Genomic DNA, 26017 nt, shown 5'->3' with positions numbered 1-26017 from the left:
GACACGCAGAGTGTCCGGCCCGACGGGGGTGAAGCGGAGTACGAGGGTGCGGCGTCAGGCGACGATCAGATAGATGCCGTACGCGACCGCCGCCGCGCACAGCGCGAAGCAGGCGTACGCGCCGGTGCGCGCCAGTACGGCGGACGAACCCGATCCGCCGCTCACGGCGCTACCGGCCCGTTTGGCGAGACCGACGACACCGAGGCTGAAGAAGCCGACGAGCGCCACCGTGACCACGAGGCTGACACCGAAGACGGTGGCGAGAGCTGCCCAGTCGATTTTCATGGGTCGAGTCCTTACACCGCGGCCGGCGGACGGGCCGGTTCGGTCGTCGTCGCCGCGGCGGGCGCGGCGGGCGTGGCGGGGAGGGGGGACGGGATGGTGGCCGTGAGACCGGTGACCGGGAGGCCGGCGGCCGGCACTCCGGCGGGCGGCGGGGAGACGGCGGCGACTGCTGCGGTGACGACGTCCGCGGGGGCGTCCGCGTCCGCCTCCGCGATGTCGTGGTGGTCGACGGGCTTGCGCCGGGACAGCAGCCAGATGGCGCCGGACCCCGCGACGAGCAGCGCCGCGACCAGCACGATGCCCCAGGTGCCCTGCCGGGTCAGGAATTCGGCGCCCGCGCCGACCAGACCCGCCGCCGGGAGCGTGAGGCCCCAGGCCACGAACATCCGGGTCGCGGTGGACCACCTGACCGTGCCGCCCTTGCGGCCGAGCCCCGCACCCATCACCGCGCCGGAGCAGGACTGGGTGGTGGAGAGCGAGAAGCCGAGGTGCGAGGAGGCCAGGATGACGGTCGCCGCGCTGGTCTGGGCCGCGAAGCCCTGCTGCGGCTGGAGGTCGGTGAGCCCGCTGCCCATGGTGCGGATGATGCGCCAGCCGCCGAAGTACGTCCCCAGGGCGATGGCCAGACCGGCCGAGAAGATCACCCAGACCGGCGGGTTCGAGCCGGGGGAGAGGACACCGCCGGTGACGAGCGCCAGGGTGATAATGCCCATCGTCTTCTGCGCGTCGTTGGTGCCGTGGGCCAGCGAGACGAGACCGGCCGACGCGATCTGCCCGGCCCGGTAGCCCTTGGCCGTCGACTTCAGCTGCGCCTCGTCGGTGACGTTCCGGTTGACGCGGTACGACAACTTCGTCGCCAGCATCGAGGCGGCTCCGGCCACCAGCGGAGCGGCGACGGCGGGCAGCAGGATCTTGGTGACGACGGTGCCGCCGTCGACCGAGGACCAGCCGGCGGACATCACGGCGGCACCGATGAGCCCGCCGAACAGGGCGTGGGACGAGCTGGACGGCAGGCCGACCAGCCAGGTCACCAGATTCCACAGGATGGCGCCGACGAGCGCCGCGAAGATGACCTCGGTTCTCAGACCGTCCTCGTCGACGATCCCGCCGGAGATCGTTTTCGCGACCTCCACCGACAGGAACGCGCCGACCAGATTGAGGGTGGCGGACATCGCCACCGCTGTCTTGGGCTTCAGGGCGCCGGTCGAGATGGTGGTGGCCATCGCGTTGGCGGTGTCGTGGAAACCGTTCGTGAAATCGAACACGAGAGCTGTCGCGACGACGATCGCGAGCAGCAGCGTGATGTGTTCCATTTACCCAGGCAATCGTTCGACGTCATTGGCACGTGGAACGTAAGCAACCTGAGTGAACGGAAGATGAACTGGACGGGGCATTGTGGTGCCACTCTGGGCGCGCCAATCATTCCGCTTGCGGTCGTGAGAGAACCCTCCCGGCTCCGGAATCGGTGCGGGAACTGCTCTCGACCAGCATTTCCCCCTCCCGCGAGGAAGCCGGACGAGCCCGGATCGCCCCCCGAATGTCGTTCCGGTCACGTCCACGGGTGCCGGCCGGTTCGCTCCGCATTCACAGGAAGGCCGTACCGCGGTCCCGATGATCCCGTCCATGGCCGAGGGGTACGCGGCAGAACGGCGGAGCCCCCGCCCCGGCACGCTCGCCGCCGCCTGGGACGACCTCGTCCGCACCGCCCGCGGGACAGCGGCGGACGGACTCGTCCTCGGCACCTGCGGCAACGCCTCTGTACGCGTCGGCGACCAGCACGGCTGAGGCCGCCCCGGCACGCCCCACGGAGCCCACCACCGCGAGCCCCCGCACACGCCCCACTGCCACCCCGACGCGACACGCCCCACGACACGCCGGGCCCACCGGACGGCCCATCCCGCTGGCCTCGCGCACCGCCTTGCCCCAAGACTGAAGCCGTGCGCCCGGCAACAGCGACGGCAGCGGCCGTCTCCACGATCATCGGCGCCGGCGCGGCAGCGGTCGCCGTCGGCAGATTCGCCGGCGGTACCGCTCTCACGGTCCCCGCCGGCCGGCCCCTCCCGGCCGACCGCGGCCTGACCGTGCACGCGACGGCGCCCGGGCAGGTGACACTGACCCGCTCCTTCGCCTCGCTGCGCCCCGGACTCTGGGGCCTCGCCGGAGCGGACGTCCACGCCGTGGTGGGGCCGGTGAGCGACGAGCCCGCCTTCTCCGCCGACACCGTCGTCCGCCGGCTCGTACGCGTCACCCGGGGCTCCCTGGAGCCGGGCACCCGCGTCCGGGCCACCCCCGAGGTGCACCGCGGCGACCCCGGCACCGCCCTCGGGCTCGTCCACCACGAGGTGGAGATCCCCGGCGAACTCGGCGCGCTGCCCGCCTGGTACGTCCCCGCCGACCGCTCCACCTGGGTCATCGCCCTGCACGGCATCGGCACCACACGGGAGCACACCCTGAACGTGATGGGCTTTTTGAACGAGTTCCGCCTCCCGGTGCTCGCCCTCGCCCACCGGGGTGACGCCGGTGCCCCGCGCTCCCCGGACGGACTCGACCACCTCGGCGCTTCGGAATGGCGCGATCTCGACGCCGCGATCCGCTACGCCCTCCGCTACGGCGCCGAGAAGGTCGTCCTGCTCGGCTGGTCCACGGGCGCCACCATGGCCCTGCACGCCTGCGTCGACTCCGCGCTCCGCGACAGTGTCGCCGGCCTCGTGCTGGACTCCCCCGTGATGGACTGGGAGACCACCCTGCGCGCCCTCGCCGCGGCCCGGGGTGTCCCGTCCGCGCTGATGCCGCTCGCCGTCCGCGCCGCCCAGGGGCGGACCGGCCTGCGGGGCACCCCGCTCCTGCAGGGCAGGCTGCCGACCGTGCTCGGCGTTCCGACACTGATCTTCCACGGCCCCGGCGACACCCTGGCCCCCTGGGGACCCTCGCGGGAACTCGCCGCGCTCCGCCCCGACCTCGTCGCCCTGCACACCGTGCCCGACGCCCCCCACGCGTCGATGTGGAACCTGGGCCCGGCCGCCTACGAGGAAACCCTCCGCCGCTTTCTCACGCCCCTGATGTGAGAGTTGGGGGCAAACCGCCCGGTTGATGACCGCCGGGCGGGTCCGCTCGGACGGGGCGGCGCGGCCTCCGTTTGGGCTTTCGGCCCGTCAGAGGCAAGACTGCTCCCCGTGACGTCCCGTAACCCGCGCGACTCCAGGCTGCGACTTGTCCGCCCGCGACCCCTCGCCACGGCGCGCAAGGCCGTGACCACCCGCCGCACCAGGCCCGCCCCCCGCCCGCCCGAGGGCACTCCGCCACGCACCGAACTGGCCCGCCAGGCCAGGGAGGTGCTCGCCGCGGACGTCCGGGTCGCCCATTGGGCCGCCGCCGACGGCGCCGGCCCCGGCACGGCGCCGCTCGCCGCACCCGATCTGGACCGTGCCGCCGCCGAACTGCGGCTCGCCCCCGACCGGGTCCTGGCCGGCTGGGACCGGGCCCGGCTGGCCGGGCTCGTCGAGCTGCACGGCGACACCGTGCGCCCCGGCTGGCGCCTGCGTGCCTGGGACCGCGACGACTCGGCGGTGCTCCGCGGCTGGGTCGCGCTCTTCGACGCGTGGTCCCTCGTGCACGCCTCGCCCGAAGGCGTCGAGGCGACGGCCGTCGCCGAGGCGATCGAGGCGGTGCCCCAGGTCCTGTCGCTCCTCCAGCTCTCGGCCGGGCCCGTGGCCGTACCCGTCCTCCTGGACCTCCTCGGCCAGCGTGTCGCCGAGCTCCACGAGGAACGCTGCGAGGTGCCGTACGCCCCCGGCGCCGAGGGCGCGCCGGCGGGTACGGAGCCCGTGCCCCCCGCCGCACCCTCCGACGAGCTGAACGCCCTGCTGCTCGACTGGGCCCTGGAGGGCCTCGCCGCCGTCGGCGCGCTCACCCTCGAACCGGGTCACGCCACCCTCACCCCGCTCGGCAACTGGGCGGTCTGGGTCAAGCTGGAGCAGATCTGCGTCGCCGCGCAGAGCCCGGCCGGGAACATCGAACAGCCCGCCGCCGGCATGCTCCTCGGCTGCGCCTCGCTCACCCCCGGACCGGCCCGCGCCGAATACCGCGCCTGGCTCGCCGCCCGTACGGTCCCCAGCGCCGTCGCCGAACTCCTCGGCGTCGCCCGCGGCGAGGACGCTCTGCTGCGCGGACTGGCCTTCGAGGCGCTGCGCGTCGTCGGAGCCCCGGCCGAGCCCGAGGTCCGCGCGGTCGTCGCGCACCCCTCGCTCCGTCCGTACGCCCTGCTCTGGCTCGCCGAGTACGAGGGCGCCGACCCCGACGACGCACAGGAGGTCCTCAGCCGTGAGGAGGCCACCTGGCTCTGGGTGGACACCGCCGCGGCCGTCGCCGACCACGGCGAGACCGGGCTGCTCGTGCGGCACCTGGACTCAGCCGTCCAGGGCACCGTCCCGGCGCTGCTCGAAGAGGTCCGGGCGGTCGGCCACCCGCGTACCGTCCAGGTCCTGGTGGCACTCGCCGCCGCCCACCCCGACCCGGCACTCGCCAAGGCGATGCGCCGCGCCGCGTTCCAGGTGCACACCGGCGGCGGCCTCGGCTGACCTTCCGCGCCCCGGTCCCGCCGGCCTCAGGCGGTGCCCGGGGCGTACGTCCCGAAGCTCCACACGTTGCCCTCGGCGTCCCGGGCCATGTAGTCGCGGGAGCCGTAGTCCTGGTCGGTCGGCGGCATGAGGATCTCCATCCCGTGCGCCACCGCCCGGGCGTGGTGCCGGTCCACCGCCTCCGCCGAGTCGAGGACCACGTAGACGCCCACCGGGCCCCCGCCCGCCATGGCTCGCGCGTAGACGCCCTCGCGGCCCCGGGACCCGAGCATCACCCGCCCGTTGCCCTGCGACAGTTCCGCGTGGACCACCGCGCCGTCCTCACCCTCGTACACCGCTTCCTCGGTGAACCCCAGCACCTCGGTCAGTGTCCTGATCGCCGCCTTCGCGTCGTCGTACAGGACCGTAGGGAAGACCGTGGGTGCGCCGTGTGCCGTGTCCGTCATGGATCGTCACCTTCCGCCACTCTCCGCGCGCTGTGATCCCCGTCTCATTCTGGCACCGCCCGGCGGTCCGGGCCCGTGCACGGCGGAGGGGTTGCGCACCGCCCGTAGAATGGGCCCATGGCAATTCTCCTTGTGCATTAGCGGCGTCGAGAGACCTCCGCCCTCGTCCCTCCGCCGTCCATACCGCCCTGGAGTCTTACCGTGATCACCGCTTCCGGCATCGAGCTGCGCGCCGGCGCCCGCGTCCTCATCGAAAACGCGTCCTTCCGCATCGCCAAGGGCGACCGCATCGGCCTCGTCGGCCGCAACGGCGCCGGCAAGACCACCCTCACCAAGTGCCTCGCCGGGGAGGGCACGCCCGCCGGCGGGACGATCACCTCCTCCGGTGAGGTCGGCTACCTCCCGCAGGACCCGCGCACCGGAGACCTCGACGTCCTCGCCCGGGACCGCATCCTCTCCGCCCGCGGTCTGGACGAGATCCTGCGCCGGATGCGCGAGAACGAGGAGCGGATGGCGAACGGCAAGGGCGCCACCCGCGAGAAGGCGATGAAGAAGTACGAGCGCCTGGAGACGGAGTTCCTCACCAAGGGCGGGTACGCCGCCGAGGCCGAGGCCGCCACCATCGCCGCGGCACTCAGCCTCCCGGACCGGGTGCTCGGCCAGCCGCTGCACACCCTCTCCGGTGGTCAGCGCCGCCGTGTCGAGCTCGCCCGCATCCTCTTCTCGGACGCCGACACCCTGCTCCTCGACGAGCCCACCAACCACCTCGACGCCGACTCCATCGTCTGGCTGCGCGACTACCTCAAGTCCTACCGCGGCGGCTTCATCGTGATCTCCCACGACGTCGACCTCGTGGAGACGGTCGTCAACAAGGTGTTCTACCTCGACGCCAACCGGTCCCAGATCGACGTCTACAACATGGGCTGGAAGCTCTACCAGCAGCAGCGCGAGGCCGACGAGAAGCGCCGCAAGCGCGAGCGCCAGAACGCCGAGAAGAAGGCCGCCGCCCTCAACTCGCAGGCCGACAAGATGCGCGCCAAGGCCACCAAGACCGTCGCGGCCCAGAACATGGCCAAGCGCGCCGACCGGCTGCTCGCGGGGCTGGAAGCCGTCCGCGTCTCCGACAAGGTCGCCAAGCTGCGCTTCCCGGAGCCCTCGCCCTGCGGCAAGACCCCGCTCATGGCGGAGGGCCTCTCCAAGTCGTACGGCTCGCTGGAGATCTTCACCGACGTCGACCTCGCGATCGACAAGGGCTCCCGCGTCGTCATCCTCGGCCTCAACGGCGCCGGCAAGACCACGTTGCTGCGGCTCCTCGGCGAGGCCGAGAAGCCCGACACCGGCGAGATCATCAAGGGCCACGGCCTCAAGCTCGGCTACTACGCCCAGGAGCACGAGACCCTCGACCCGGAGCGCACGGTCCTGGAGAACATGCGCTCCGCGGCCCCGGACCTGGACCTCGTGGAGGTCCGCAAGACCCTCGGCTCGTTCCTCTTCTCCGGCGACGACGTGGACAAGCCCGCGGGCGTCCTGTCCGGCGGCGAGAAGACCCGGCTGGCCCTGGCCACGCTGGTCGTCTCCTCGGCCAACGTCCTGCTGCTCGACGAGCCCACCAACAACCTCGACCCGGCCAGCCGCGAGGAGATCCTCGGCGCGCTGCGGACGTACAAGGGCGCGGTCGTCCTCGTCACGCACGACGAGGGCGCGGTGGAGGCGCTCCAGCCCGAGCGCATCATCCTGCTCCCCGACGGCGTCGAGGACCTCTGGGGCGCCGACTACCGCGACCTGGTCGCCCTGGCCTGACCCGGCGGGCGGTGCGGACGGACGGGCTCGGCCCGGCACGTCCGAGGCCGCCCCGATCGAATGATCCACGCCGAATGGATCATTCGGCCTACGTGTGATCCCTCATCTGTGCGAGACGGTCTCATCCCTCGGCGCGGCGCCCGGCAGATACCTGCCGGGTGCAGTCGTTTTGGCGCCCCCGCCCCGGACGGCCCTGACCTGGGATTTCTCTTTCGTGCTCTCCCCAGCTGCCCCTTGAGCCCCTCAGAATGCTTCATTCCGCTTCTGTGGAGCCCTTCCCTGATGCGGAATCGGGTTGTACGTACCTTGCCGAATGGGTGGCCAGGGCGCACGGTAGGGGTGATCATGAGAAACAAGAGCGCACTTCCCATGAGGAGGCACGGGTGGCCGAGACTCTGAAGAAGGGCAGCCGGGTTACCGGCGTCGCGCGCGACAAGCTCGCGGCAGACCTGAAGAAGAAGTACGACTCCGGTGCGAGCATCCGGGCGTTGGCCGAGGAAACCGGCCGCTCCTACGGATTCGTCCACCGGATGCTCAGTGAGTCCGGCGTGACCCTGCGGGGACGCGGCGGAGCGACACGCGGCAAGAAGGCCGCATCGGCCTGACGGTCGGCGGCGGGTCTCGGGCGTGGGCAGCGGGTCCACCGAGTCGGAGTGGGCCACCCGGTCGGTCACATGGCCGACCAGGTGGTTACTGTTCAGTCACTTAGCTGGTGAAGTGCTGACAGCACCCCGATCCGGAGGCGCACGATGACCTCGCTCGACCCGCTGCTCGACAAGGACGGCGTACGACTCACCGTCGACGACGCGGTCGCCACGGTGACCCTGACCAACCCGGCCAAGCGCAACGCTCAGTCTCCCGCTCTGTGGCGGGCGTTGACGGAGGCCGGGCGGGCAGTCCCCGGCACCGTGCGGGTCGTGGTGCTCCGCGGCGAAGGCAAGTCCTTCTCCGCGGGCCTCGACCGGCAGGCGTTCGCTCCCGAGGGCTTCGACGGTGAACCCTCCTTCCTCGACATGGCACGCGGACCCGAATCCGGGCTCGACGCGACCATCGCCGAGTACCAGGAGGCATTCACCTGGTGGCGGCGGAACGACATCGTCTCGATCGCGGCCGTTCAGGGCCACGCCATCGGGGCGGGCTTCCAGCTCGCCCTCGCCTGCGATCTGCGGATCGTCGCCGACGACGTGCAGTTCGCCATGCGGGAGACCAGCCTCGGGCTCGTCCCCGACCTCACGGGAACCCACCCCCTGGTGCACCTCGTGGGGTACGCCCGTGCGCTGGAGATGTGCGCCACCGGCCGATTCGTGCTGGCTCCGGAGGCCGAGCGTACGGGCCTCGCCAACCTCGCGGTCCCGGCCGGGCAGCTCGACGCCGCGACCCAGGACCTGGCCGCCGCCCTGCTGGCCGCACCGCGCGACGCCGTGACCGAGACCAAGGCGCTGCTGCGCGGCGCGATCTCGCGCACGTACGAGGAGCAGCGCGCCGCCGAGCGCGCCGCCCAGGGCCGCCGACTGCGCGACCTGGCGGGCATCACCGACTGACGCGTGCCCACACGCCCGGGGGTCCGGCCGCTCCGGCCGGCCCTCAGCCGGTCTCCGGGGCCTCCACCACGGCGGTGACCAGCACCGAGACCGGCGGCCCGTCCTCCAGCGCACCCGTCACGGCGGTGCGCACCGCACGGGCCACGTCGAGCGCGCGGTGCCCGCCGGCCGTCGCCACCTCGACGCGCACGTGATCGGCGGAGGTGGTCACCGGCGCGCCCAGCACCCGGGTCAGCGAGACGACGCCGGGGACCGCGGCGGCTGCCAGCCCCGCGGCCCCGTCGTCCCGTCCGGCTCGCACCTCCGGCAGGGGAAAGGCCGCCCGCTCCCCAGCCGCCGACGTACCGGCCGGAGCCGTGCCGGCCGCCGACGTCCCCGCGGCGGGCGTCCCCGCGTCCAGCAGCCCCGTCACCCGCAGGTCCACCTCCGCCACGTCCAGCCCCAGGCGCCGCGACGCGGCCTCCATCAGGGCTTCCCTGAGCAGCGCGGCGGACGTGGGCAGCGGCCGGTCGGCGGGGGCGGTGAACTCCGCCTCGATCCGCAGCGGACCCGGCGGCAGCGCGCTCGGCGGCGCGGGCGGCGCCTGGACCCGGCCCTCCCGGCGCTCGTCCCCCAGTCCTTCGCCGTACCGCTCTCCAGGACCCGCCTGCGGACCCGCCCCGGTCCCTCGCTCGGGGCCTTCTTCCGGCGCACCGGGGGCGGTGCCCGCCGTCGCCGCGCCGATGCGCAGCCGCCCGAGCATGGCGCCGGGCCCCGCCGTCGAGTCCCGCAGCACGGACGCTGCGGCCCGCTCGGCGATCCACGCTCCGTCCCCCGGACCGCCCAGAGGGAGCAACCGGCCGAGCCCCAGTCGTTCGCGCACCGAGGCCGTCCATCCATCCGCCCGCCGGGGGCCGTCCGCCGTTGTCATCGCCCCAGCGTGCCGCATCCGCAGGGCGAAGACGGACAAGCGCACCTAATGTGGGCAAGGGAGTACACCCCTGCCCCATCGAAGGGATGAGCGGCCATGAGTGAGACCACCACGCAGCGCCCCGGCCCGGATGCTTCCGGCGAAGGCAGGAGCCTGACCAAGCGCGGGGGCGGCGACGCCGGCACCCGCGGGCGGACCACGATCGCGGACGGTGTCGTCGAGAAGATCGCCGGGCTGGCGGCCCGCGACGTCGACGGTGTGCACGCCATGGGCGGCGGGCTCTCCCGCAGCTTTGGCGCCATGCGCGACCGGGTGCCCGGCGGGGGCGGGAAGTCGCCCGCCCGCGGGGTGAAGGCCGAGGTCGGCGAGTCCCAGGCCGCGCTCGACCTGGAGATCGTCGTCGACTACGGCGTGGCCATCCACGAGGTGGCCCGCGACGTCCGCGAGAACGTCGTCGCCGCCGTGGAGCGGATGACCGGGCTCGAAGTGGTCGAGGTCAACATCGCGGTCAGCGACGTGAAGCTGCCCGACGAGGAGGACGACGAGGACGACGGGTCCTCCTCCCGGGTCCAGTAGTCCGGACGACACCGTGCACCCGGCCGCCCGTCACATCCGTCGGCCCGGCCCACCGCCGGTCCGACGGGTCCGTTTACCCCTGTCCGACAAGGGAGTTGAGGAGTCAGCATGAGCATGGCCGTGGTCGGCATGGTGGCCGGCATGGCGCTCGGGTTCGCCGGGTATTTCGGCGGATTCGGTGCCTTCCTGCTGGTCGCCGCACTGGGCGCGGTCGGCTTCGTCGCCGGCCGCTTCCTGGACGGCGACTGGGAACCCGGCGACTTCTTCCGGAGTCGCGAGCGCGGCGACCGGCAACGGTGACCCCGGTGACCGGCCCGGTTCCCGCGGCGGAGCGCGGCGAGACCCGGATCGCCGACCGGGTCGTCGCGAAGATCGCGGCACAGGCCGCCCGGGAGGCGATCGACGAGGTCCCCGAGGACGGCTCACCGCCCAATGCCTCGGTCACCGTTCACCGGGACTCCGCGCGGGTACACGTCAGCCTGGAGCTCGGCTATCCCAGTGACATCGGCCGCCAGTGCGGGGCAGTGCGCCGGCAGGTGGCCGAGCGGGTCAGGACGCTGGCGGGAATGGAGGTGCCCGAGGTGGCCGTAAGGATCGAACGCCTGCACTCGGCGGCGACGGGTTCCTCGGGACAGGGGAGGATCCGGTGAGCGAGCCCTCCTACTCCGACGGCCCGGACGGCCCCCAGCACAGCACGCAGCGGCTCCCCGTCGTCGTGCCGGAACCGCTCGGCCCCGAACGGAACGCCTCCTCGTCCACCTACCGGTCCGTCCCCGCGGCGGAGGAACCGGTCCGCGGACGGGCCGGGCGCTTCTGGTCGGCCCGTCGCATCCCCGCCGCACTCCTCGCGCTCGTGGTGCTCGGCGCCTCGGGGCTCTTCCTCTACGACGTGGCGGCCGTACGCGCCGACCACCCGGCGATGCGGTGGCGGCGCTCACTCGCCGACGGCCTCGCCGAACGCTCCCTCGACGACGTCTGGGTGCTCACCGGCGCCGGGATCGCCGCCGCGCTCGGACTGTGGCTGCTCCTGATCGCCCTCACCCCGGGGCTGCGCTCCCTGCTGACGATGAGCCGCAGGCACCACGGGGTGCGCGCGGCCCTCGACCGCACCGCGGCGGCCCTGGTCCTGCGCGACCGGGCCCAGGAGGTGTCCGGTGTGCAGTCCGTACGCGTCAGGTCGGGACGCCGCAAGGCCGCCGTACGGGCCGTCTCGCACTTCCGCGAACTCGGCGAGGTACGGGCCGACCTGGAGTCCGCGCTCACCACCGCCATCGCCGAACTCGGCCTCGCCAGACCGCCGAAGCTTTCCGTGCGCGTCCACCGGGCCGCCAAGAAGGGATGAGCGCCATGCTCCGCACGGTCAACCGGGTCCTGCTCGCCCTCGCCGGACTGATCCTCGTCGCCGTCGGCGGCACCGTGCTCGCCACCGGCCTCGGCGCCGCGGTGCCGTCCTGGTTCCCGTGGAACGGGAAGTCCGACGTGCTGCTCAGCGACGCGGACCGGGGCCGCTGGCGTGACGAGAGCTGGTGGTGGCCGACCGTTATCGCCATCCTCGCCGTGCTCGTCGTCCTCGCCCTGTGGTGGCTGCTCGCCCAACTGCGGCGGGCCCGGCTCGCCACGGTGCTGGTCGACAGCGGCGACGGCGAGGGGGCGCTGCTGCGGGGCCGGGCCCTGGAGGGCGTGCTCGCCGCGGAGGCGGGCAACCTCGACGGAGTCGCCCGCGCCCAGGTCGCGCTGACCGGCCGCCGCACCGCCCCGCAGGCCCGCATCCGCATGCGCCTGGAATCGCACGCCGTCCCGGCGGAGGCGCTCCGCGGCCTCTCCGACGAGGCGATGGCCCACGCCCGCGCCTCGGCCGGGCTGGACGAGCTGCCGGCCGAGGTGTTGCTGAAGGCCGTCAAGCACCGCGCGGAACGCGTCACCTGACGGAGCGGTACGCCGGCCCGGACTCAGAACCCGTGCCGGGTACCGCCGTCCACCGGCAGCATGATGCCGGTGAGGTAGGACGCGGCGGGGGAGAGCAGGAAGGCCGCGGTCTTCCCGAACTCCTCGGGCGTGCCGTACCGGCGCAGCGGGATGCGGGCCTCGCTCGCGGTGCGAGCCGCGTCCGCGTCGCCGGAGAGCGCGTCGAGCTCGCGCACCCGGTCGGTGTCGATGCGGGAGGGCAGCAGGCCGATCACCCGGATGCCGCGCGGCCCGAGCTCGTTCGCCAAGGACTTGGCGAAACCGGCCAGCCCCGGGCGCAGCCCGTTGGAGATGGTGAGGCCGGGGATCGGCTCGTGTACCGAGCCGGAGAGCACGAAGCCGATGACCCCGCCCTCGCCGAGTTCGGCCGCCGCCGCGCGGGCCAGGCGCACCGCGCCGAGGAAGACCGACTCGAAGGCGGACTGCCACTGCTCGTCGGTGTTGCCGGCTGCGGTGCCGGGCGGCGGCCCGCCGACGCTGATCAGTACCCCGTCGAGCCGCCCGAACCTCTCTTTCGCGGTGTTCAGCATCATCCGGGCGGCCGTCGGGTCACCGTTGTCGGCCGCGACGCCGAGGGCGTCCGGTCCCAGCTCGGCAGCGGCGGCCGTGACGCTCTTCTCGTCCCGTCCGGTGATGAGCACCTTCGCGCCGTCCGCCGCCAGAGCGGTCGCCGCGGCGTTGCCGAGTCCCCGGCTGGCCCCGGTGACGACGTAGACGCGGTCCTTCAGTCCAAGATCCATGGCCCTATCCTGCCGCCTCGTCCCCGGCGAGGGCCACCGCCGTGTTCACCAGCCCGATGTGGCTGAACGCCTGCGGGTAGTTCCCCAGCTGGCGGCCCGTCACCGTGTCGTACTCCTCGGCCAGCAGGCCCACGTCGTTGCGCAGCTCCAGCAGCCGCTCGAAGAGCTCCTCCGCCTCGGTGGGGCGCCCGGTCCGCAGCAGCGCGTCCGCGAGCCAGAACGTGCAGACGATGAAGGCCCCCTCCTCGCCCGGCAGCCCGTCCACCGACGCTCCCTCGGTGCTGTAGCGGCGGACCAGGCCGTCGCTGCCCAGCTCCGCGCGGATCGCGTCGACCGTGCCGACGATCCGCGGGTCGTCCGGCGGCAGGAAACCCGTACGGACCATGAGGAGCGTCGCCGCGTCCAGCGCCTTCGAGCCGTACGACTGGGTGAAGGTGTTCCGTACGGGGTCGTACCCCTTCTCGCACACCTCGGCGTGCACCGCGTCGCGCATCGCGCGCCAGCGGTCCGGGTCGCCGGGCAGGGAGGGGTCGGACTCCAGGGAGGCGACCGCGCGGTCAGCCGCGACCCAGGCCATCACCTTGGAGTGGACGAAGTGCTGCCGCTCGCCCCGGATCTCCCACAGGCCCTCGTCGGGCTCGCGCCAGGTGGACTCCAGGAAGCCGAGCAGGCTGAGCTGGAGGTTCCAGGCGTGCGGCTTGTCGCTCAGGCCCGCGTCCCGGGCGAGGCGGAGTGCGTCGATGACCTCGCCGTACACGTCGAGCTGGAGCTGACGGACCGCCGCGTTGCCGGTGCGGACCGGCCGGGAGCCCTCGTACCCGGACAGCCAGGGCAGCTCCGTCTCGGGCAGCCGGCGCTCACCTGCCAGTCCGTACATGATCTGGAGGTCGGCCGGGTCGCCGGCGACGGCGCGCAGCAGCCAGTCCCGCCAGGCCGCCGCCTCGTCCAGATAGCCGGCCGAGAGCAGGGCGCCGAGGGTCAGGGTGGCGTCCCGCAGCCAGCAGTAGCGGTAGTCCCAGTTCCGTACGCCGCCGATCTCCTCGGGGAGCGAGGTGGTCGGGGCCGCCACGATCCCGCCGGTCGGCCGGTACGTCAGCGCCTTCAGTGTGATCAGCGACCTGAGCACCGCGTCCCGGTGCTTCCCCCGGTACGTGCAGGTCGCCGACCACTTCGCCCAGTCCTTCAAGGTGTGCTTCAGCGCTTTGTACGGGTCGATCAGCTTCGGGCGAGGCGAGTGCGAGGGGTGCCAGGTCAGGACGAACGCCACCTGCTCGCCCTCGGCGACCGTGAAGGAGGAACAGGTGCTGAACTGCTGCCCCCACGTCTTGACCGGCGGGTCGCTGCGCAGCCAGACCGAGTCCGGCCCGGCGACCGCCACCCGGTGGCCGTGCGAGCGGCGCATCCACGGCACGATGGAGCCGAAGTCGAAGCGGAGCCGCAGCACCGAGCTCATCTCGACGCTCCCGCTGACCCCCTCGACGATCCGCATCAGGTCGGGCGACTTGTCGCGCATCGGCATGAAGTCGATGACCTTGACGGTGCCGGTGGGGGTCTCCCAGTACGTCTCCAGGACGAGCGAGTCACCGGCGTAGCCGCGGCGGGTGCAGGTGTCGGACGCGGCGGTGCCCTCGGGCGCGATCCGCCAGTGCCCGTTGTCCTCGTCGCCGAGCAGCGCCGCGAAGCAGGCGCCCGAGTCGAAGCGGGGCAGGCAGAGCCAGTCGACGGAACCGTTTCTGCCGACGAGTGCGGCCGTCTGGAGATCGCCGATGAGGGCGTAGTCCTCGATACGTTGAGTCACGCAGTTGCGTTTTCCCGAATGGGGCCGTTGCTAAGCAGGCGGGATGCCGGCGGGGCGGGGCCGTCCGGGTGGACGCGTGCCCGAGGTTTCCTACACGCGGGCGGGCTCCGGCTCCCCGGCCCCCTCCGCGGCGGCCCGCGCCGCAGCCTCGGCACGGTCGCGCTTCTCCCGGCGTACCAGCACCGTCCAGCCGACCGGTACTCCGGCCGCGAACAGCCACCACTGCACGGCGTACGCCATGTGGGGGCCGATCGAATCGTGGTCGGGGGTGGCGATCTGCTCGGGTGAGTTCCCCGCCGCCGCGGGCCCGGTCATCTCGATGTAGCCGCCGAGGACCGGGCGGGAGAGCAGCGCCGACTGCTGGGCGCTGTTGATCAGCATGACCTGGCGGTCCGGCAGTCCCTTGAGGTCCTTGATGCCGCTGGTGCCCGTCGTCTCGTCCGCCATCAGCCGTCCGGTGACGGTGACGTCGCCCTTGGGGGCGGCCGGTACGTCGGGGAAGGCCGACTGGTCCGCGGCGGACTCGACCCAGCCGCGGTTCACCATGACGGTGCCGCCGCCGTCGAGGTTCATCGGGGTGAGGACGTGCACCCCGATCCGGCCGTCGTCGGACGTGCGGCGGCGCACCACGACCTCGTGGGCGGTGTCGAAGGTGCCGCGGGCGCTGACCGTGCGCCAGTAGTCCGCGCGGGGCACGGTGTGACCGGGCGAAGTGAGCCGCTGGACGGGCTCCGGATCGGCGGAGAGGTTCCGTGCGATCAGGGCGTTCTGCACGACCTTGTGCTGATGGCGGTGCAGCTGCCAGAAGCCCAGCTCGACCATGGTCGGGATCAGGACGAGGACGAGGAGGGTGACGAGCACCCACTGCCGGGTCAACAGGAAGCGGTACACCCCATGACCGTACAACCGGGGTCATGGGGTGCGTCACGGTGGGGTGGTCCGGGGGACCCGTCACACTTTGTCCACGATGCCCGCCTTTCCCTCGGCGCGGGCGCAGTGGCCGCCGCAGAACCAGTGCCCGTCCACCTCGACGCCCTGCCCGATCACCTGCACACGGCAGTGCTCGCAGATCGGCGCCATGCGGTGGATGGCGCAGGCGAAGCAGTCGAAGACGTGCACCGCGCCCTGCGCGTGCACCTCGAAGGACATCCCGTAGTCGTTTCCGCAGACCTCACAACGTGCCATGCGCCACAGGGTGGGACGCGGGCGAGCGGCGGGCGAGCGGCGGCCGGGCGAGTCGCCGCCGGTTCACTCCTATGCCGGTGGAGCGGCCGGTGCCACGTCCCGCAGCAGATGGGTGAAGGCCGCCTCGTCCACCACCGGCGTGCCGAACGACTTCGCCTTGACCGTCTTCGAGGTCGCGGAGTCCGGGTCGTTGGTCACCAGCAGGCTGGTGAGACGCGACACACTCGTCGCGATGTGCAGTCCGGCCTCCACCGCGCGGTCCTCCAGCAGCTCGCGGTCGACCGAGGTGTCCCCGGAGAACGCCACCCGCATGCCCTGCTTCAACGGCTGGTCCGCGCTGTACCGCCCCGGATTGGGGTACGGACAGGCGGCCCGCTTCCGCGAGGGGCGCCAGCTGTTCTGCCCGTACGACGGCTGGTGACCGATCTTCGGCCGCACCGGCGAGTCCGACCACTCGGTCAGCGGCCGGCACTCCAGCAGCGGCAGCCGCACCCCGTCCCGCGCCGCCGCCCGCAGGCTCGGCCGGAACGCCTCGGCCAGCACCCGGGCGTCGTCCAGCGCGTGGTGCGCCTGCTCCTGGACGACCCCGAAGTGCGAGGCCAGGGAGGACAACTTGTGGTTGGGCAGCGGCAGCCGCAGCTCCTTGGCCAGAGCGATGGTGCAGAGCCGCTGCTCGACCGGGGCGACCACGGAGGCGCGCGCGTACTCACGGGCGATCATCGACCAGTCGAACGCGGCGTTGTGGGCGACCAGCACCCGGCCGGTGAGGTACTCCGAGAGCTGCCCGGCGATCTCCGCGAAGAGCGGGGCACCTTCGAGCACCTCGGTGGTCAGGCCGTGGATCCACACCGGCCCCGGGTCGCGCTCCGGGTTCACCAGCGTGTACCAGTGGTCCTCGATCTCGCCCCGGGCGTCCAGGCGGTAGACGGCGGCGGACACTATCCGGTCGTCGCGGGCGAGTCCGGTGGTCTCCACGTCGACGACCGCGTACCCCTGGGGATACGCGGCCGGCCACGGCGCTGCGGTCTGACGGTCGTCGAGCATGGTCACAGAGAATACGGGCCGAGACCGACAGTCCCCTATTCGGCCGCCTTCCGGACGCCGATGCGGTAGGGGTCCTCCCGCTCGTTCCCCGTGCGGTGAGACGATCCGCGGGTGACGGACACCCAAGGCGCCCCGCAGCACGACGAGCCCCACGACGGGGCCCTCGGAACCCGGTTGAACTGGCTGCGGGCCGCAGTCCTCGGAGCCAACGACGGCGTGGTCTCCACGGCCGGCCTCGTCGTCGGTGTGGCGGGTGCCACGGGTGACCGCAGCGCGCTGCTCACGGCGGGGCTCGCCGGACTGCTGGCGGGATCGATGTCCATGGCCGCCGGGGAGTACGTCTCCGTCTCCACCCAGCGCGACTCCGAAAAGGCCGCCCTCGCCACCGAGCGCCGTGAGCTCCGCGACGAACCCGAGGCGGAACTCGTCGAGCTGACCGACCTGCTGGAAGGCAAGGGCCTCAGCCGCGAGGTCGCCCGCGAGGCGGCCCTCCAGCTCACCGAACGCGACGCACTGCGCGCTCACGCGGAGGTGGAGCTCGGCATCGACCCCGACGAGCTCACCAACCCCTGGCACGCGGCGGGCGCCAGCTTCCTCGCGTTCACCGGGGGCGCGCTGCTGCCGCTGCTCGCGATCGTGCTGCCCCCGTCGTCGTATCGGCTGCTGGTGACCGTGGTCTCGGTGCTCGTGGCCCTCACGGCGACCGGCTGGTGGAGCGCCCGCCTCGGCAACGCTCCGGTGGCCCCGGCGGTGCTGCGCAACGCCGGCGGGGGAGCGGTGGCGATGGGCGTCACCTACGCGGCCGGGACGCTGCTGGGGATGGCCGGGGTGTGAACCCGCAGCGGCCCGTGTTGGTGGAACTCACCAAACAACAGGGGTGGTTCCTCCCGCTTACTTGGTGGTAACCACGTCTGTTCCGCCGCCCCGTCGCAGCCCTACGGTTCATCGCATGGAGCCGAACCTGCCCGATGTCGTGCTGTGGTCCCTGCCGGCCTTCGTCCTGCTCGCCCTCGTCGAGATGATCAGCTACCGCTTCCACCCGGACGAGGACGCCGCCGGCTACGACACCAGGGACGCGGCCACCAGCGTCACCATGGGGCTCGGCTCGCTCGGCTTCGACCTGCTGTGGAAGATTCCGATCCTCGCGATCTACACGGCGGTGTACGAACTCACCCCGCTGCGGGTCCCCGTCCTGTGGTGGACGGTCCTGCTCATGCTGCTCGCCCAGGACCTCCTCTACTACTGGTCCCACCGCGGCCACCACGTCGTCCGCCTGCTCTGGGCCTGCCACGTGGTCCACCACTCCAGCCGGAAGTTCAACCTCACCACCGCACTGCGCCAGCCCTGGACCTCCGCGACCGTCTGGCCGTTCTACCTGCCGATGGTCGCCTGCGGGGTGCACCCCGCCGCGCTCGCCTTCTGCCAGTCCGCCAACCTCGTCTACCAGTTCTGGGTGCACACCGAACGCGTCGGGAAGCTGCCCCGCCCCTTCGAGTACGTCCTCAACACGCCCTCGCACCACCGGGTGCACCACGCCTCCCAGGGCGGCTACCTGGACCGGAACTTCGGGGGCATCCTGATCCTCTGGGACCGGCTCTTCGGGTCGTTCACCGAGGAGAGGGAACGGCCCGTCTACGGCCTCACCAAGAACATCGCCACCCACAACCCGCTGCGCGTCGCCACCCACGAGTACGCGGCGATCGCCCGCGACGTCCGCGCGGCCACGAGCTGGAGCGAGCGCGCCGGACGCGTCTTCCGGGGGCCCGGCTGGCAGCCCGCCACCACCGGTACCGCCACGGCCGCCCCGCAACACCCCCCGGTCACCGGGACCGCCGGGACCGCCGGATGACCGGCCGCGCCGGGGGCGCGCCCGCGGGTGGGACGCGCGCCGCGCGGACGGCTCGGGCCGCGCCCCTGCTGCTCGCCGGGTATCTCGTGCTGTCCGCGGCCGACCTGGGCGGGTTGCTGGCCGGGGCGGACACCGCCCACCTTCTCGCCAAGCCGCTGCTGATGCCGGTGCTCGCCGCGTACGCCGCCGTCCGGGGCGGGCCCCGGTGGCTGATCGCCGCGCTGCTCTTCGGATGGGGCGGCGACGTGGCCCTGATGGTGGACCACGACACCGCCTTCCTCCTCGGCATGGGCTCCTTCGCCGTCGGCCACCTCTGCTACCTCCGGCTCTTCGGCCGCGCGCGGGCCTCACGGACGGCGGGCTGCGTCTACGCGGCCCTGCTCACCGCCGTCCTGGTGGCGATGTGGGGCGACCTGCCGGCCGGGATGCGCCTGCCGATGACCGGGTACAGCCTGCTGCTCGCCACCATGGCCTGGCGCTCCGGCGTCCTCGGCCGGTACGCCGCCGCCGGCGGGGCGCTCTTCCTGCTCTCCGACTCGCTGATCGCCACCGGGGTGGCCGACTGGCCGCAGCCGCCCGCCCACGACTTCCTCGTCATGCTCACCTACGTCGCCGCCCAGCTCCTGCTCACCACCGGAGCGGTCGGGGGCGTACGGGGGCTCATGGCGACGGGGGCGTACCGTGGAAAGGTTGAAACCGTCTGAAACCAGCGAGGACCCCCACATGCGCGCCACCGTCATCCACGCCCCGCACGACATCCGGGTGGAGGACGTGCCTGACCCGGTCGTCCAGCAGCCCACCGACGCGGTGGTACGGGTGCTGCGCGCCTGCATCTGCGGCAGCGACCTGTGGGCCTACCGCGGCGAGTCCGCCCGCAAGCCCGGCCAGCGCATAGGCCACGAGTTCCTCGGCATCGTCGAGCAGGCCGGCTCCGACGTCACCGGCTTCGGGGCCGGCGACCTCGTCGTCGCCCCCTTCGTCTGGTCGGACGGCACCTGCGCCTACTGCGCCGACGGCCTCCACACCTCCTGCCCGCAGGGCGGGTTCTGGGGTTCCGAGGGATCCGACGGCGGCCAGGGCGAGGCCGTCCGGGTCCCCTTCGCCGACGGCACCCTCGTCAAGCTCCCCGCCGATGCCGCCTCGGACGACCGACTGCTCACCGCGCTGCTGGCCCTCTCCGACGTCCTGGGCACCGGCCACCACGCCGCCGTGGGCGCCGGGGTGAAGCCCGGTTCCACCGTCGCGGTCGTCGGTGACGGCGCGGTCGGCCTCTGCGGCGTCATGGCCGCCAAGCGCCTCGGCGCCGACCGGATCATCGCGCTCGGCCGCCACACCGCCCGTACCGACATCGCCCGCGCCTTCGGCGCCACCGACGTCGTCGCGGCGCGTGGCGAGGAGGCCGTGGCCGCCGTACGCGAGCTGACCGGCGGCGCCGGCGCGCACAGCGTCATCGAGGCGGTCGGCACCGAGCAGTCCATGCGGACCGCCTTCGGGATCGCCCGCGACGGCGGGGCGGTCGGCTACGTCGGCGTCCCGCACGGCAGCGGCACCGGCCTGGACCTCGGGGACATGTTCAACCGCAACGTCGCCCTGCGCGGCGGCGTCGCCCCGGTCCGCGCCTACATCCCCGAGCTGCTCCCCGACGTGCTGGACGGCACCATCGACCCGTCGCCCGTCTTCGACCTGGCGGTCGGACTGGACGAGGTGCCGGCCGGATACAGGGCGATGGACGAGCGCACCGCGCTGAAGGTCCTCGTCAAGCCGTAGGAACACGCGGGGGAGGGACCGGGACGCGTTCGCCCGGTCCCTCCCCGTGCCACGCCGCGGCGGTCAGAAGCGGACCGCGTCCAGCGCGTCCACGTTGCCGGCTCCGTAGAAGCCGTTGTACGCCTTGCCGCCCTCGCAGACCGCGTCGACGGTGCCGTCGCTGTCGATGTCGTACGGTGCTCCGCACGCGGTGGCGTCGGCCTCCAGGGCCAGCAGCGCCTTCACCGCGGCGGCCGAGGCGTGCGGGTGCCGCGACTTGATCAGGGCCACGACGCCGACGACGTGCGGGGTCGCCATCGAGGTACCGGCCTTGTAGTTGTAGCCGCCGCCGACCGTCGTGGAGAGGATGAGGCCACTGGTCGCCGGGGCGTCGGGCTTCTGGTAGATCGTCGAGTCGCCACCGGGGGCGGCCACGTCGATCACGCCGTAACCGTAGTTCGAGTACGACGACTTGAGGCCCTTGGCCCCCGTCGCGGAGACGGTCACCACGCCCGGCAGCATCGACGGAATGTCGAGGCAGGTGCGCGGGTCGATGACGCGGTCCTCGGTGACGGTGTCGTTGGGGCTCGTCGAGTCCTCGATGGAGTCGGCGGCCAGGTCGTGGGCGGAGTTGCCGGCCGCCGCGACGTTCACGACACCCTTGCGCTCCGCGTACCGGGTGGCCCGGCCGAGCGCCTCGACCAGGGCGCCCTGGTCGGGGTCGTTCTTGCAGTTGTAGAGCCACGGGTCGGTGTAGTAGCTGTTGTTCGTCACGTCGACGCCGTGCTCGGCGGCCCAGACGAAGCCGCAGACGACGGCCTCCGTGTAGAAGAACCCGTCCGTGGTCGCGACCTTGATCCCGGCGACCTTCACGCCCGGGGCCACGCCCGTGACGCCGATGCCGTTCTTCGCGGCGGCGATGGTTCCTGCGACGTGGGTGCCGTGGTCGCTCTCGCCCGCGGCGGGGCGCCAGGAACCCGGCGTGGTGTCGGGTACGCCGGAGACGCAGTTGGCGGAGGCCGCCGCGTCGAAGTTGGGGGCGAGGTCCGGGTGGGTGTCGTCGACGCCCGTGTCGATCACCGCGGCCGTGACGTTCCTGCTGCCCGGATCGATCTGCCGCGCCTTGTCCGCCTTGATGGCGGGCAGGTCCCACTGCAAGGGCTCCAGCGGGTCCTGGGACGCGGTCGCGTCCGCGGCCGCACCGGCAGCCTCCGCCGCCGTGAGCGGCTGCGCCGCCGCACCGACGTCAGTGGTCGCCTGCGGGACGATCGGGTTGGTGCGCGTGGCACCCGCCGATTCGACGCCGCGCACCTTGCGGACGGTCTGGGCGAACGCGGGGTTCTGCGAGTGGACGACGAGGACGCCGATCTGGTCGTACGCGACGACGATCGTGCCGCCGGCCTTCGCGACGGCCCGCTCGACCTGCTCGACGGTCTTACGACTGCCTTCGGTGTTCACGACGTAACTGAGCTTCGGGCCGTCCAGCGACACGGCCGGGGCCGGGGCGGCCGAGGCGGCGGTGGCCGGCAGGATGCCGAGGGAAGCGGTGAGCGCGAGTCCTAGGGGCAGCGCGAGTGCCGTCACGCGCCTGGATGCCAGATGAGCCATGGGTTCTCCACATCATCCGTATCAGCCGACCGGCACCTTGCGTGTCTGGTCGGGTACATGACCAGTGAAATTAGCGTCGATCATCGCCGCGCATCAATGAATTGAGGCAAACGAGTTCGAAGGGTGATCTCCGAGGGCCGTTCGGGGCGCTTTCCCGTCACCCCGGCGGCCGAAAGAGGTGGTGAACCGCTTCGTCGCGCCGCACGTGCCGTTGTCAGGGGAGTCGCACGACCGATCCAGTGAGGTTCCCCATGAGACCGATCACGTCCCCCATCACCGCACCCGCGTCGCGAGGAGATTCCGTGGCTACCGATGCACCGCCGCCAGAGGGCGGTACGGACACCAGTCCGGCCCAGCCCACCACCGAGGCCTACCTCGAGGTGCAGGAGAGCGCGGAATTCGCCGAACTGCGCCACTCACACCGGTCGTTCGCCTTCCCGCTGACCGTCGCCTTCGTCACCTGGTACCTGCTGTACGTCCTGCTCTGCAACTACGCGGGCGACTTCATGGGCACCAAGATCGTCGGCAACATCAACGTCGCGCTCGTCCTCGGACTCGCCCAGTTCGCCACGACCTTCCTCATCGCGTGGCTCTACTCCCGCCACGCCGCCACCAAGCTCGACCCGAAGGCCGCAGCCATCAAGTCCCGTATGGAGGCCGACGCATGAGCGCCGCCCAGGTCGCGCACCCCGCCGTCCAGCTCGCCGCCGAAGGCGCGAGCGACCACCGGACGCTGATCATCACCCTCTTCGCGGTCTTCGTCGTCGCGACCCTCTGCATCACCGTGTGGGCAGGCCGCCAGACCAAGAGCGCCGCCGACTTCTACGCGGGCGGACGCCAGTTCACCGGCTTCCAGAACGGACTCGCCGTCTCCGGCGACTACATGTCCGCCGCTTCCTTCCTCGGCATCGCCGGAGCCATCGCGCTCTTCGGCTACGACGGCTTCCTCTACTCCATCGGCTTCCTCGTCGCCTGGCTCGTCGCCCTGCTCCTGGTCGCCGAACCCCTGCGCAACTCCGGCCGCTACACGATGGGCGACGTCCTCGCCTACCGCATGCGCCAGCGCCCCGTGCGAACCGCCGCCGGCGCCTCCACCATCGTCGTCTCGATCTTCTACCTGCTCGCCCAGATGGCCGGCGCCGGTGTGCTCGTCTCGCTGCTGCTCGGCATCACCAGCGACGGCGGGAAGATCGCCATCGTCGCCCTGGTCGGCCTGCTCATGATCGTCTACGTCACCATCGGCGGCATGAAGGGCACCACCTGGGTGCAGATGGTCAAGGCCGTTCTGCTCATCGCGGGCACCCTGCTCATCACCTTCCTGATCCTGCTGAAGTTCCACTTCAACATCTCGGACCTGCTGGGCACCGCCGCCACCAACAGCGGCAAGGGCCACGCCTTCCTGGAACCCGGCCTGAAGTACGGTGCCACCGGGACCTCGAAGCTGGACTTCCTCTCCCTCGGCATCGCCCTGGTCCTCGGCACCGCCGGCCTGCCGCACATCCTGATCCGCTTCTACACCGTGCCCACGGCCAAGGCCGCCCGTAAGTCCGTCAACTGGGCCATCGGCATCATCGGCGCCTTCTACCTGATGACGATCGTGCTCGGCTTCGGCGCCGCCGCGCTGCTCAAGCCGGACGACATCGTCGCCTCCAACAAGGCGGGAAACACCGCGGCCCCGCTGGCCGCCCTGGAGATCGGCGGCGGCTCCGGTTCCACCGGCGGCGCCGTACTGCTCGCGGTGATCTCCGCCGTCGCCTTCGCCACCATCCTCGCCGTGGTCGCCGGACTCACCCTGGCGTCCTCGTCGTCCTTCGCCCACGACATCTACGCCAACGTCATCCGCAAGGGGAAGGCGACGGAGAAGGAGGAGGTCCGCGCCGCCAAGTGGGCCACCGTCGCCATCGGCATCGTCTCCATCGGCCTCGGCGCCATGGCCCGCGACCTCAACGTGGCCGGACTGGTCGCCCTGGCCTTCGCCGTCGCCGCCTCCGCCAACCTGCCGACGATCCTCTACAGCCTCTTCTGGAAGCGGTTCACCACCCAGGGCGCCCTCTGGTCCATCTACGGCGGGCTCGCCTCCTCCGTCCTGCTGGTGCTCTTCTCGCCGGTCGTCTCCTCCAAGCCGTCCTCGATGTTCCCGGACGTCGACTTCGCCTGGTTCCCGCTGGAGAACCCCGGCCTGATCTCCATCCCGCTGGGCTTCCTGCTCGGCCTGGTCGGCTCCCTGCTCTCCAAGGAAGAGCCCGACAAGGGCAAGTACGCCGAGCTGGAGGTCAAGTCCCTCACCGGTGTCGCCGCGCACTGAGCCGGAAAGTTCACACAAGCGTGCGGATTCGGCGCGCCCTCCCACGCCGGTCGCGTCGTAGAGTCCTCATGACGTGACCGGCGCGGTCGTGAGGCCACCGTGCGCGGGGCCCGGCCGCCCGGCTCGCGTAGTCTCGGAAGAGAGAAGAGCCAGGACCGCATCACGGATTTCCGTGAAAGTCATCGGGGGAGGGTGCACATGCTCATCGACACCTACGACCGGGTCGCCACCGACCTGCGTGTCTCCCTGACCGACAAGTGCAATCTCCGCTGCACCTACTGCATGCCCGAAGAAGGGCTCCAGTGGCTCGGCAAGAGCGAGCTCCTCAGCGACGAGGAGATCGTCAGGCTCGTCCGGATCAGCGTCGAGCTGCTCGGCATCACCGAGGTGCGGTTCACCGGCGGCGAGCCCCTGCTCCGCCCCGGCCTCGTGGGCATCGTCGAGCAGTGCGCCGCCCTGACGCCCCGCCCCCGGATGTCCCTCACCACCAACGGCATCGGGCTGGGGCGCACCGCCGCCGCCCTCGAAGCCGCCGGGCTCGACCGGGTCAACGTCTCCCTGGACACCCTGCGGCCGGACGTCTTCAAGACGCTGACCCGCCGCGACCGGCACCAGGACGTGCTGGACGGACTCGCCGCCGCGCACGAGGCGGGCCTCACCCCCGTCAAGGTCAACTCCGTCCTCATGCCCGGGCTCAACGACGACGAGGCCCCTGAACTCCTGGCCTGGGCCGTCGACCACGGATACGAACTCCGCTTCATCGAGCAGATGCCCCTGGACGCCCAGCACGGCTGGAAGCGCGACGGAATGATCACCGCCGGTGACATCCTCGCCTCGCTGCGCACCCGCTTCACGCTCACCGCCGAGGACGACGGGGCACGCGGCTCCGCCCCCGCCGAACGCTGGACCGTGGACGGCGGTCCGCACCGCGTCGGGGTCATCGCCTCGGTGACCCGCCCGTTCTGCCGGGCCTGCGACCGCACCCGGCTCACCGCCGACGGACAGGTCCGCACCTGCCTCTTCGCCCGAGAGGAGACCGACCTGCGGACCGCGCTGCGCTCCGGCGCGGCCGACGAGGAGATCGCCCGGCTCTGGCGCGTCGCCATGTGGGGCAAGAAGGCGGGATCGGGCCTGGACGACCCGTCGTTCCTCCAGCCCGACCGGCCGATGTCGTCGATCGGCGGCTGACCGGCGTACCGGACACGGGGCGGGAGGCCCTGCGGGCGTTCAGCCCTCCGCCGGAGCCTCCCAGTCGGCCAGCGGTACGACGTCCTTCAGGAAACCGCGTACGCCCAGGAACTGCGACAGGTGCTCGCGGTGCTCCTCGCAGGCCAGCCAGGTCTTGCGGCGCTCCGGGGTGTGCAGCTTGGGGTTGTTCCAGGCGAGCACCCACACCGCGTCCGCGCGGCAGCCCTTGGCGGAGCAGGCGGGGGCACCGGTGTCGCTCTCGGCGGAAGTCAGGGGGAAGTTCACGGCCTCCACCCTAAGGGTTGTCCCGCGATTCCTGGCGGGTGCGCGACGACAGCTACGGCACCTCGCCGCGTTGTCGGAGCGTCCGCATACATCCAGTATGCGGACGCTCCTCCGCCTTGCGATGCACCGCATCTGACGCCGCGCGCCGATCCACCGGGCATTACGGGGC

At 72.2% G+C, this 26017-nt stretch carries 29 protein-coding genes; 18 read left to right on the top strand and 11 right to left on the bottom strand.

The annotated features are described in order from the left end of the window. Positions 1 to 54 precede the first annotated feature (54 nt). Both ACFWEP_RS11000 and ACFWEP_RS10995 read right to left on the bottom strand, forming a co-directional pair. Positions 55 to 285, bottom strand: coding sequence for a hypothetical protein (locus tag ACFWEP_RS11000; RefSeq protein WP_387368692.1), 231 nt, complete (start codon positions 283 to 285; stop codon positions 55 to 57). An 11-nt stretch (positions 286 to 296) separates the two neighbouring features. Continuing rightward, positions 297 to 1598, bottom strand: a complete 1302-nt coding sequence (locus ACFWEP_RS10995; protein ID WP_387368690.1) for an anion permease — start codon at positions 1596 to 1598, stop codon at positions 297 to 299. Positions 1599 to 1896: 298 nt separating this feature from the next. On the opposite strand from ACFWEP_RS10995, the gene ACFWEP_RS10990 reads away from it, so the two are divergent. The 3 genes from ACFWEP_RS10990 (at position 1897) to ACFWEP_RS10980 (ending at position 4862) form a co-directional block, all read left to right on the top strand. After that, positions 1897 to 2070, top strand: a complete 174-nt coding sequence (locus ACFWEP_RS10990) for a hypothetical protein (RefSeq protein ID WP_387368688.1) — start codon at positions 1897 to 1899, stop codon at positions 2068 to 2070. 152 nt (positions 2071 to 2222) lie between these two features. Next, complete coding sequence (locus tag ACFWEP_RS10985; RefSeq protein ID WP_387368686.1) at positions 2223 to 3350, top strand: alpha/beta hydrolase; 1128 nt, start codon at positions 2223 to 2225, stop codon at positions 3348 to 3350. Between the two features lie 183 nt (positions 3351 to 3533). Then, positions 3534 to 4862: a hypothetical protein gene (locus ACFWEP_RS10980; protein ID WP_387368696.1), complete on the top strand. Its 1329-nt coding sequence runs from the start codon at positions 3534 to 3536 to the stop codon at positions 4860 to 4862. 26 nt (positions 4863 to 4888) lie between these two features. Here ACFWEP_RS10980 and ACFWEP_RS10975 read toward each other — a convergent pair whose 3' ends face one another. Beyond that, positions 4889 to 5308, bottom strand: coding sequence for a VOC family protein (locus tag ACFWEP_RS10975; protein WP_387368684.1), 420 nt, complete (start codon positions 5306 to 5308; stop codon positions 4889 to 4891). A gap of 201 nt (positions 5309 to 5509) precedes the next feature. Here ACFWEP_RS10975 and ACFWEP_RS10970 point away from each other — a divergent pair, with 201 nt between their 5' ends. The 3 genes from ACFWEP_RS10970 (at position 5510) to ACFWEP_RS10960 (ending at position 8649) form a co-directional block, all read left to right on the top strand. Beyond that, positions 5510 to 7108: an ABC-F family ATP-binding cassette domain-containing protein gene (locus ACFWEP_RS10970; protein ID WP_328722432.1), complete on the top strand. Its 1599-nt coding sequence runs from the start codon at positions 5510 to 5512 to the stop codon at positions 7106 to 7108. 383 nt (positions 7109 to 7491) lie between these two features. Continuing rightward, a complete protein-coding gene (locus ACFWEP_RS10965) occupies positions 7492 to 7713 on the top strand; it encodes a helix-turn-helix domain-containing protein (protein WP_266702971.1) in 222 nt (73 codons plus the stop codon). A 144-nt stretch (positions 7714 to 7857) separates the two neighbouring features. Further along, positions 7858 to 8649 (top strand): enoyl-CoA hydratase/isomerase family protein, encoded by a 792-nt coding sequence (locus ACFWEP_RS10960; protein ID WP_387368681.1) that lies wholly within the window; start codon positions 7858 to 7860, stop codon positions 8647 to 8649. 43 nt (positions 8650 to 8692) lie between these two features. Here the strand turns inward: ACFWEP_RS10960 and ACFWEP_RS10955 are convergent, their stop codons facing one another. After that, positions 8693 to 9559: a hypothetical protein gene (locus tag ACFWEP_RS10955; RefSeq protein WP_387368679.1), complete on the bottom strand. Its 867-nt coding sequence runs from the start codon at positions 9557 to 9559 to the stop codon at positions 8693 to 8695. A 96-nt stretch (positions 9560 to 9655) separates the two neighbouring features. Between ACFWEP_RS10955 and ACFWEP_RS10950 the strand changes: the two genes are divergently transcribed. The 5 genes from ACFWEP_RS10950 (at position 9656) to amaP (ending at position 12061) form a co-directional block, all read left to right on the top strand. Further along, on the top strand, positions 9656 to 10135 hold the full coding sequence (locus ACFWEP_RS10950; protein ID WP_327175035.1) for an Asp23/Gls24 family envelope stress response protein: 480 nt from the start codon (positions 9656 to 9658) through the stop codon (positions 10133 to 10135). A 108-nt stretch (positions 10136 to 10243) separates the two neighbouring features. Beyond that, positions 10244 to 10435, top strand: coding sequence for a hypothetical protein (locus tag ACFWEP_RS10945; RefSeq protein ID WP_387368677.1), 192 nt, complete (start codon positions 10244 to 10246; stop codon positions 10433 to 10435). Next, positions 10432 to 10785: an iron-sulfur cluster assembly protein gene (locus ACFWEP_RS10940; RefSeq protein WP_327175034.1), complete on the top strand. Its 354-nt coding sequence runs from the start codon at positions 10432 to 10434 to the stop codon at positions 10783 to 10785. The genes ACFWEP_RS10945 and ACFWEP_RS10940 overlap by 4 nt, the downstream gene beginning before the upstream one ends. Next, positions 10782 to 11477: a DUF6286 domain-containing protein gene (locus ACFWEP_RS10935; RefSeq protein WP_387368675.1), complete on the top strand. Its 696-nt coding sequence runs from the start codon at positions 10782 to 10784 to the stop codon at positions 11475 to 11477. Before ACFWEP_RS10940 ends, ACFWEP_RS10935 begins: the two co-directional genes overlap by 4 nt. Then, entirely contained in the window at positions 11474 to 12061 is a 588-nt protein-coding gene (gene amaP, locus ACFWEP_RS10930) for an alkaline shock response membrane anchor protein AmaP (protein WP_387368673.1), read from the top strand. Before ACFWEP_RS10935 ends, amaP begins: the two co-directional genes overlap by 4 nt. 23 nt (positions 12062 to 12084) lie before the next feature. Here amaP and ACFWEP_RS10925 read toward each other — a convergent pair whose 3' ends face one another. The 5 genes from ACFWEP_RS10925 to ACFWEP_RS10905 form a co-directional block, all read right to left on the bottom strand. Next, positions 12085 to 12840: an SDR family oxidoreductase gene (locus ACFWEP_RS10925; RefSeq protein WP_387368671.1), complete on the bottom strand. Its 756-nt coding sequence runs from the start codon at positions 12838 to 12840 to the stop codon at positions 12085 to 12087. Positions 12841 to 12844: 4 nt separating this feature from the next. Then, positions 12845 to 14638: a glycoside hydrolase family 15 protein gene (locus ACFWEP_RS10920; protein WP_387368669.1), complete on the bottom strand. Its 1794-nt coding sequence runs from the start codon at positions 14636 to 14638 to the stop codon at positions 12845 to 12847. Between the two features lie 90 nt (positions 14639 to 14728). Continuing rightward, entirely contained in the window at positions 14729 to 15529 is an 801-nt protein-coding gene (locus ACFWEP_RS10915; RefSeq protein ID WP_387368667.1) for an SURF1 family protein, read from the bottom strand. Positions 15530 to 15589: 60 nt separating this feature from the next. Next, on the bottom strand, positions 15590 to 15823 hold the full coding sequence (locus tag ACFWEP_RS10910) for a hypothetical protein (protein WP_136320436.1): 234 nt from the start codon (positions 15821 to 15823) through the stop codon (positions 15590 to 15592). Positions 15824 to 15892: 69 nt separating this feature from the next. Then, positions 15893 to 16873, bottom strand: coding sequence for a DEDDh family exonuclease (locus tag ACFWEP_RS10905; RefSeq protein ID WP_387368665.1), 981 nt, complete (start codon positions 16871 to 16873; stop codon positions 15893 to 15895). A 105-nt stretch (positions 16874 to 16978) separates the two neighbouring features. On the opposite strand from ACFWEP_RS10905, the gene ACFWEP_RS10900 reads away from it, so the two are divergent. The 4 genes from ACFWEP_RS10900 to ACFWEP_RS10885 all read left to right on the top strand — a co-directional run bounded on the left by ACFWEP_RS10900 (position 16979) and on the right by ACFWEP_RS10885 (position 20483). Then, positions 16979 to 17701 (top strand): VIT family protein, encoded by a 723-nt coding sequence (locus tag ACFWEP_RS10900; protein WP_387368663.1) that lies wholly within the window; start codon positions 16979 to 16981, stop codon positions 17699 to 17701. Between the two features lie 115 nt (positions 17702 to 17816). Continuing rightward, the gene (locus ACFWEP_RS10895; protein WP_387368661.1) at positions 17817 to 18716 is read left to right on the top strand and encodes a sterol desaturase family protein; all 900 of its coding nucleotides are present in this window, start codon (positions 17817 to 17819) and stop codon (positions 18714 to 18716) included. Continuing rightward, positions 18713 to 19420: a lysoplasmalogenase gene (locus tag ACFWEP_RS10890; protein ID WP_387368659.1), complete on the top strand. Its 708-nt coding sequence runs from the start codon at positions 18713 to 18715 to the stop codon at positions 19418 to 19420. The genes ACFWEP_RS10895 and ACFWEP_RS10890 overlap by 4 nt, the downstream gene beginning before the upstream one ends. 19 nt (positions 19421 to 19439) lie before the next feature. After that, the gene (locus ACFWEP_RS10885) at positions 19440 to 20483 is read left to right on the top strand and encodes a zinc-dependent alcohol dehydrogenase family protein (RefSeq protein ID WP_387368694.1); all 1044 of its coding nucleotides are present in this window, start codon (positions 19440 to 19442) and stop codon (positions 20481 to 20483) included. 63 nt (positions 20484 to 20546) lie between these two features. Here the strand turns inward: ACFWEP_RS10885 and ACFWEP_RS10880 are convergent, their stop codons facing one another. Next, on the bottom strand, positions 20547 to 22070 hold the full coding sequence (locus ACFWEP_RS10880; protein ID WP_387368657.1) for a S8 family serine peptidase: 1524 nt from the start codon (positions 22068 to 22070) through the stop codon (positions 20547 to 20549). 302 nt (positions 22071 to 22372) lie between these two features. On the opposite strand from ACFWEP_RS10880, the gene ACFWEP_RS10875 reads away from it, so the two are divergent. The 3 genes from ACFWEP_RS10875 to moaA all read left to right on the top strand — a co-directional run bounded on the left by ACFWEP_RS10875 (position 22373) and on the right by moaA (position 25563). Beyond that, a complete protein-coding gene (locus tag ACFWEP_RS10875; protein ID WP_387368655.1) occupies positions 22373 to 22738 on the top strand; it encodes a DUF485 domain-containing protein in 366 nt (121 codons plus the stop codon). Then, positions 22735 to 24375, top strand: a complete 1641-nt coding sequence (locus tag ACFWEP_RS10870) for a cation acetate symporter (RefSeq protein ID WP_387368653.1) — start codon at positions 22735 to 22737, stop codon at positions 24373 to 24375. Before ACFWEP_RS10875 ends, ACFWEP_RS10870 begins: the two co-directional genes overlap by 4 nt. Before the next feature lie 198 nt (positions 24376 to 24573). Next, the gene (moaA, locus tag ACFWEP_RS10865; RefSeq protein WP_387368651.1) at positions 24574 to 25563 is read left to right on the top strand and encodes a GTP 3',8-cyclase MoaA; all 990 of its coding nucleotides are present in this window, start codon (positions 24574 to 24576) and stop codon (positions 25561 to 25563) included. Positions 25564 to 25602: 39 nt separating this feature from the next. Here moaA and ACFWEP_RS10860 read toward each other — a convergent pair whose 3' ends face one another. After that, positions 25603 to 25848, bottom strand: a complete 246-nt coding sequence (locus ACFWEP_RS10860) for a hypothetical protein (protein WP_387368649.1) — start codon at positions 25846 to 25848, stop codon at positions 25603 to 25605. Positions 25849 to 26017: the final 169 nt, after the last annotated feature.

The organism is Streptomyces sp. NPDC060198 (assembly GCF_042728415.1).
Taxonomy (GTDB): domain Bacteria; phylum Actinomycetota; class Actinomycetes; order Streptomycetales; family Streptomycetaceae; genus Streptomyces.
The sequence above is the reverse complement of the archived record's forward strand: the minus strand, read 5'-3'. Positions and strand labels throughout refer to the sequence as shown.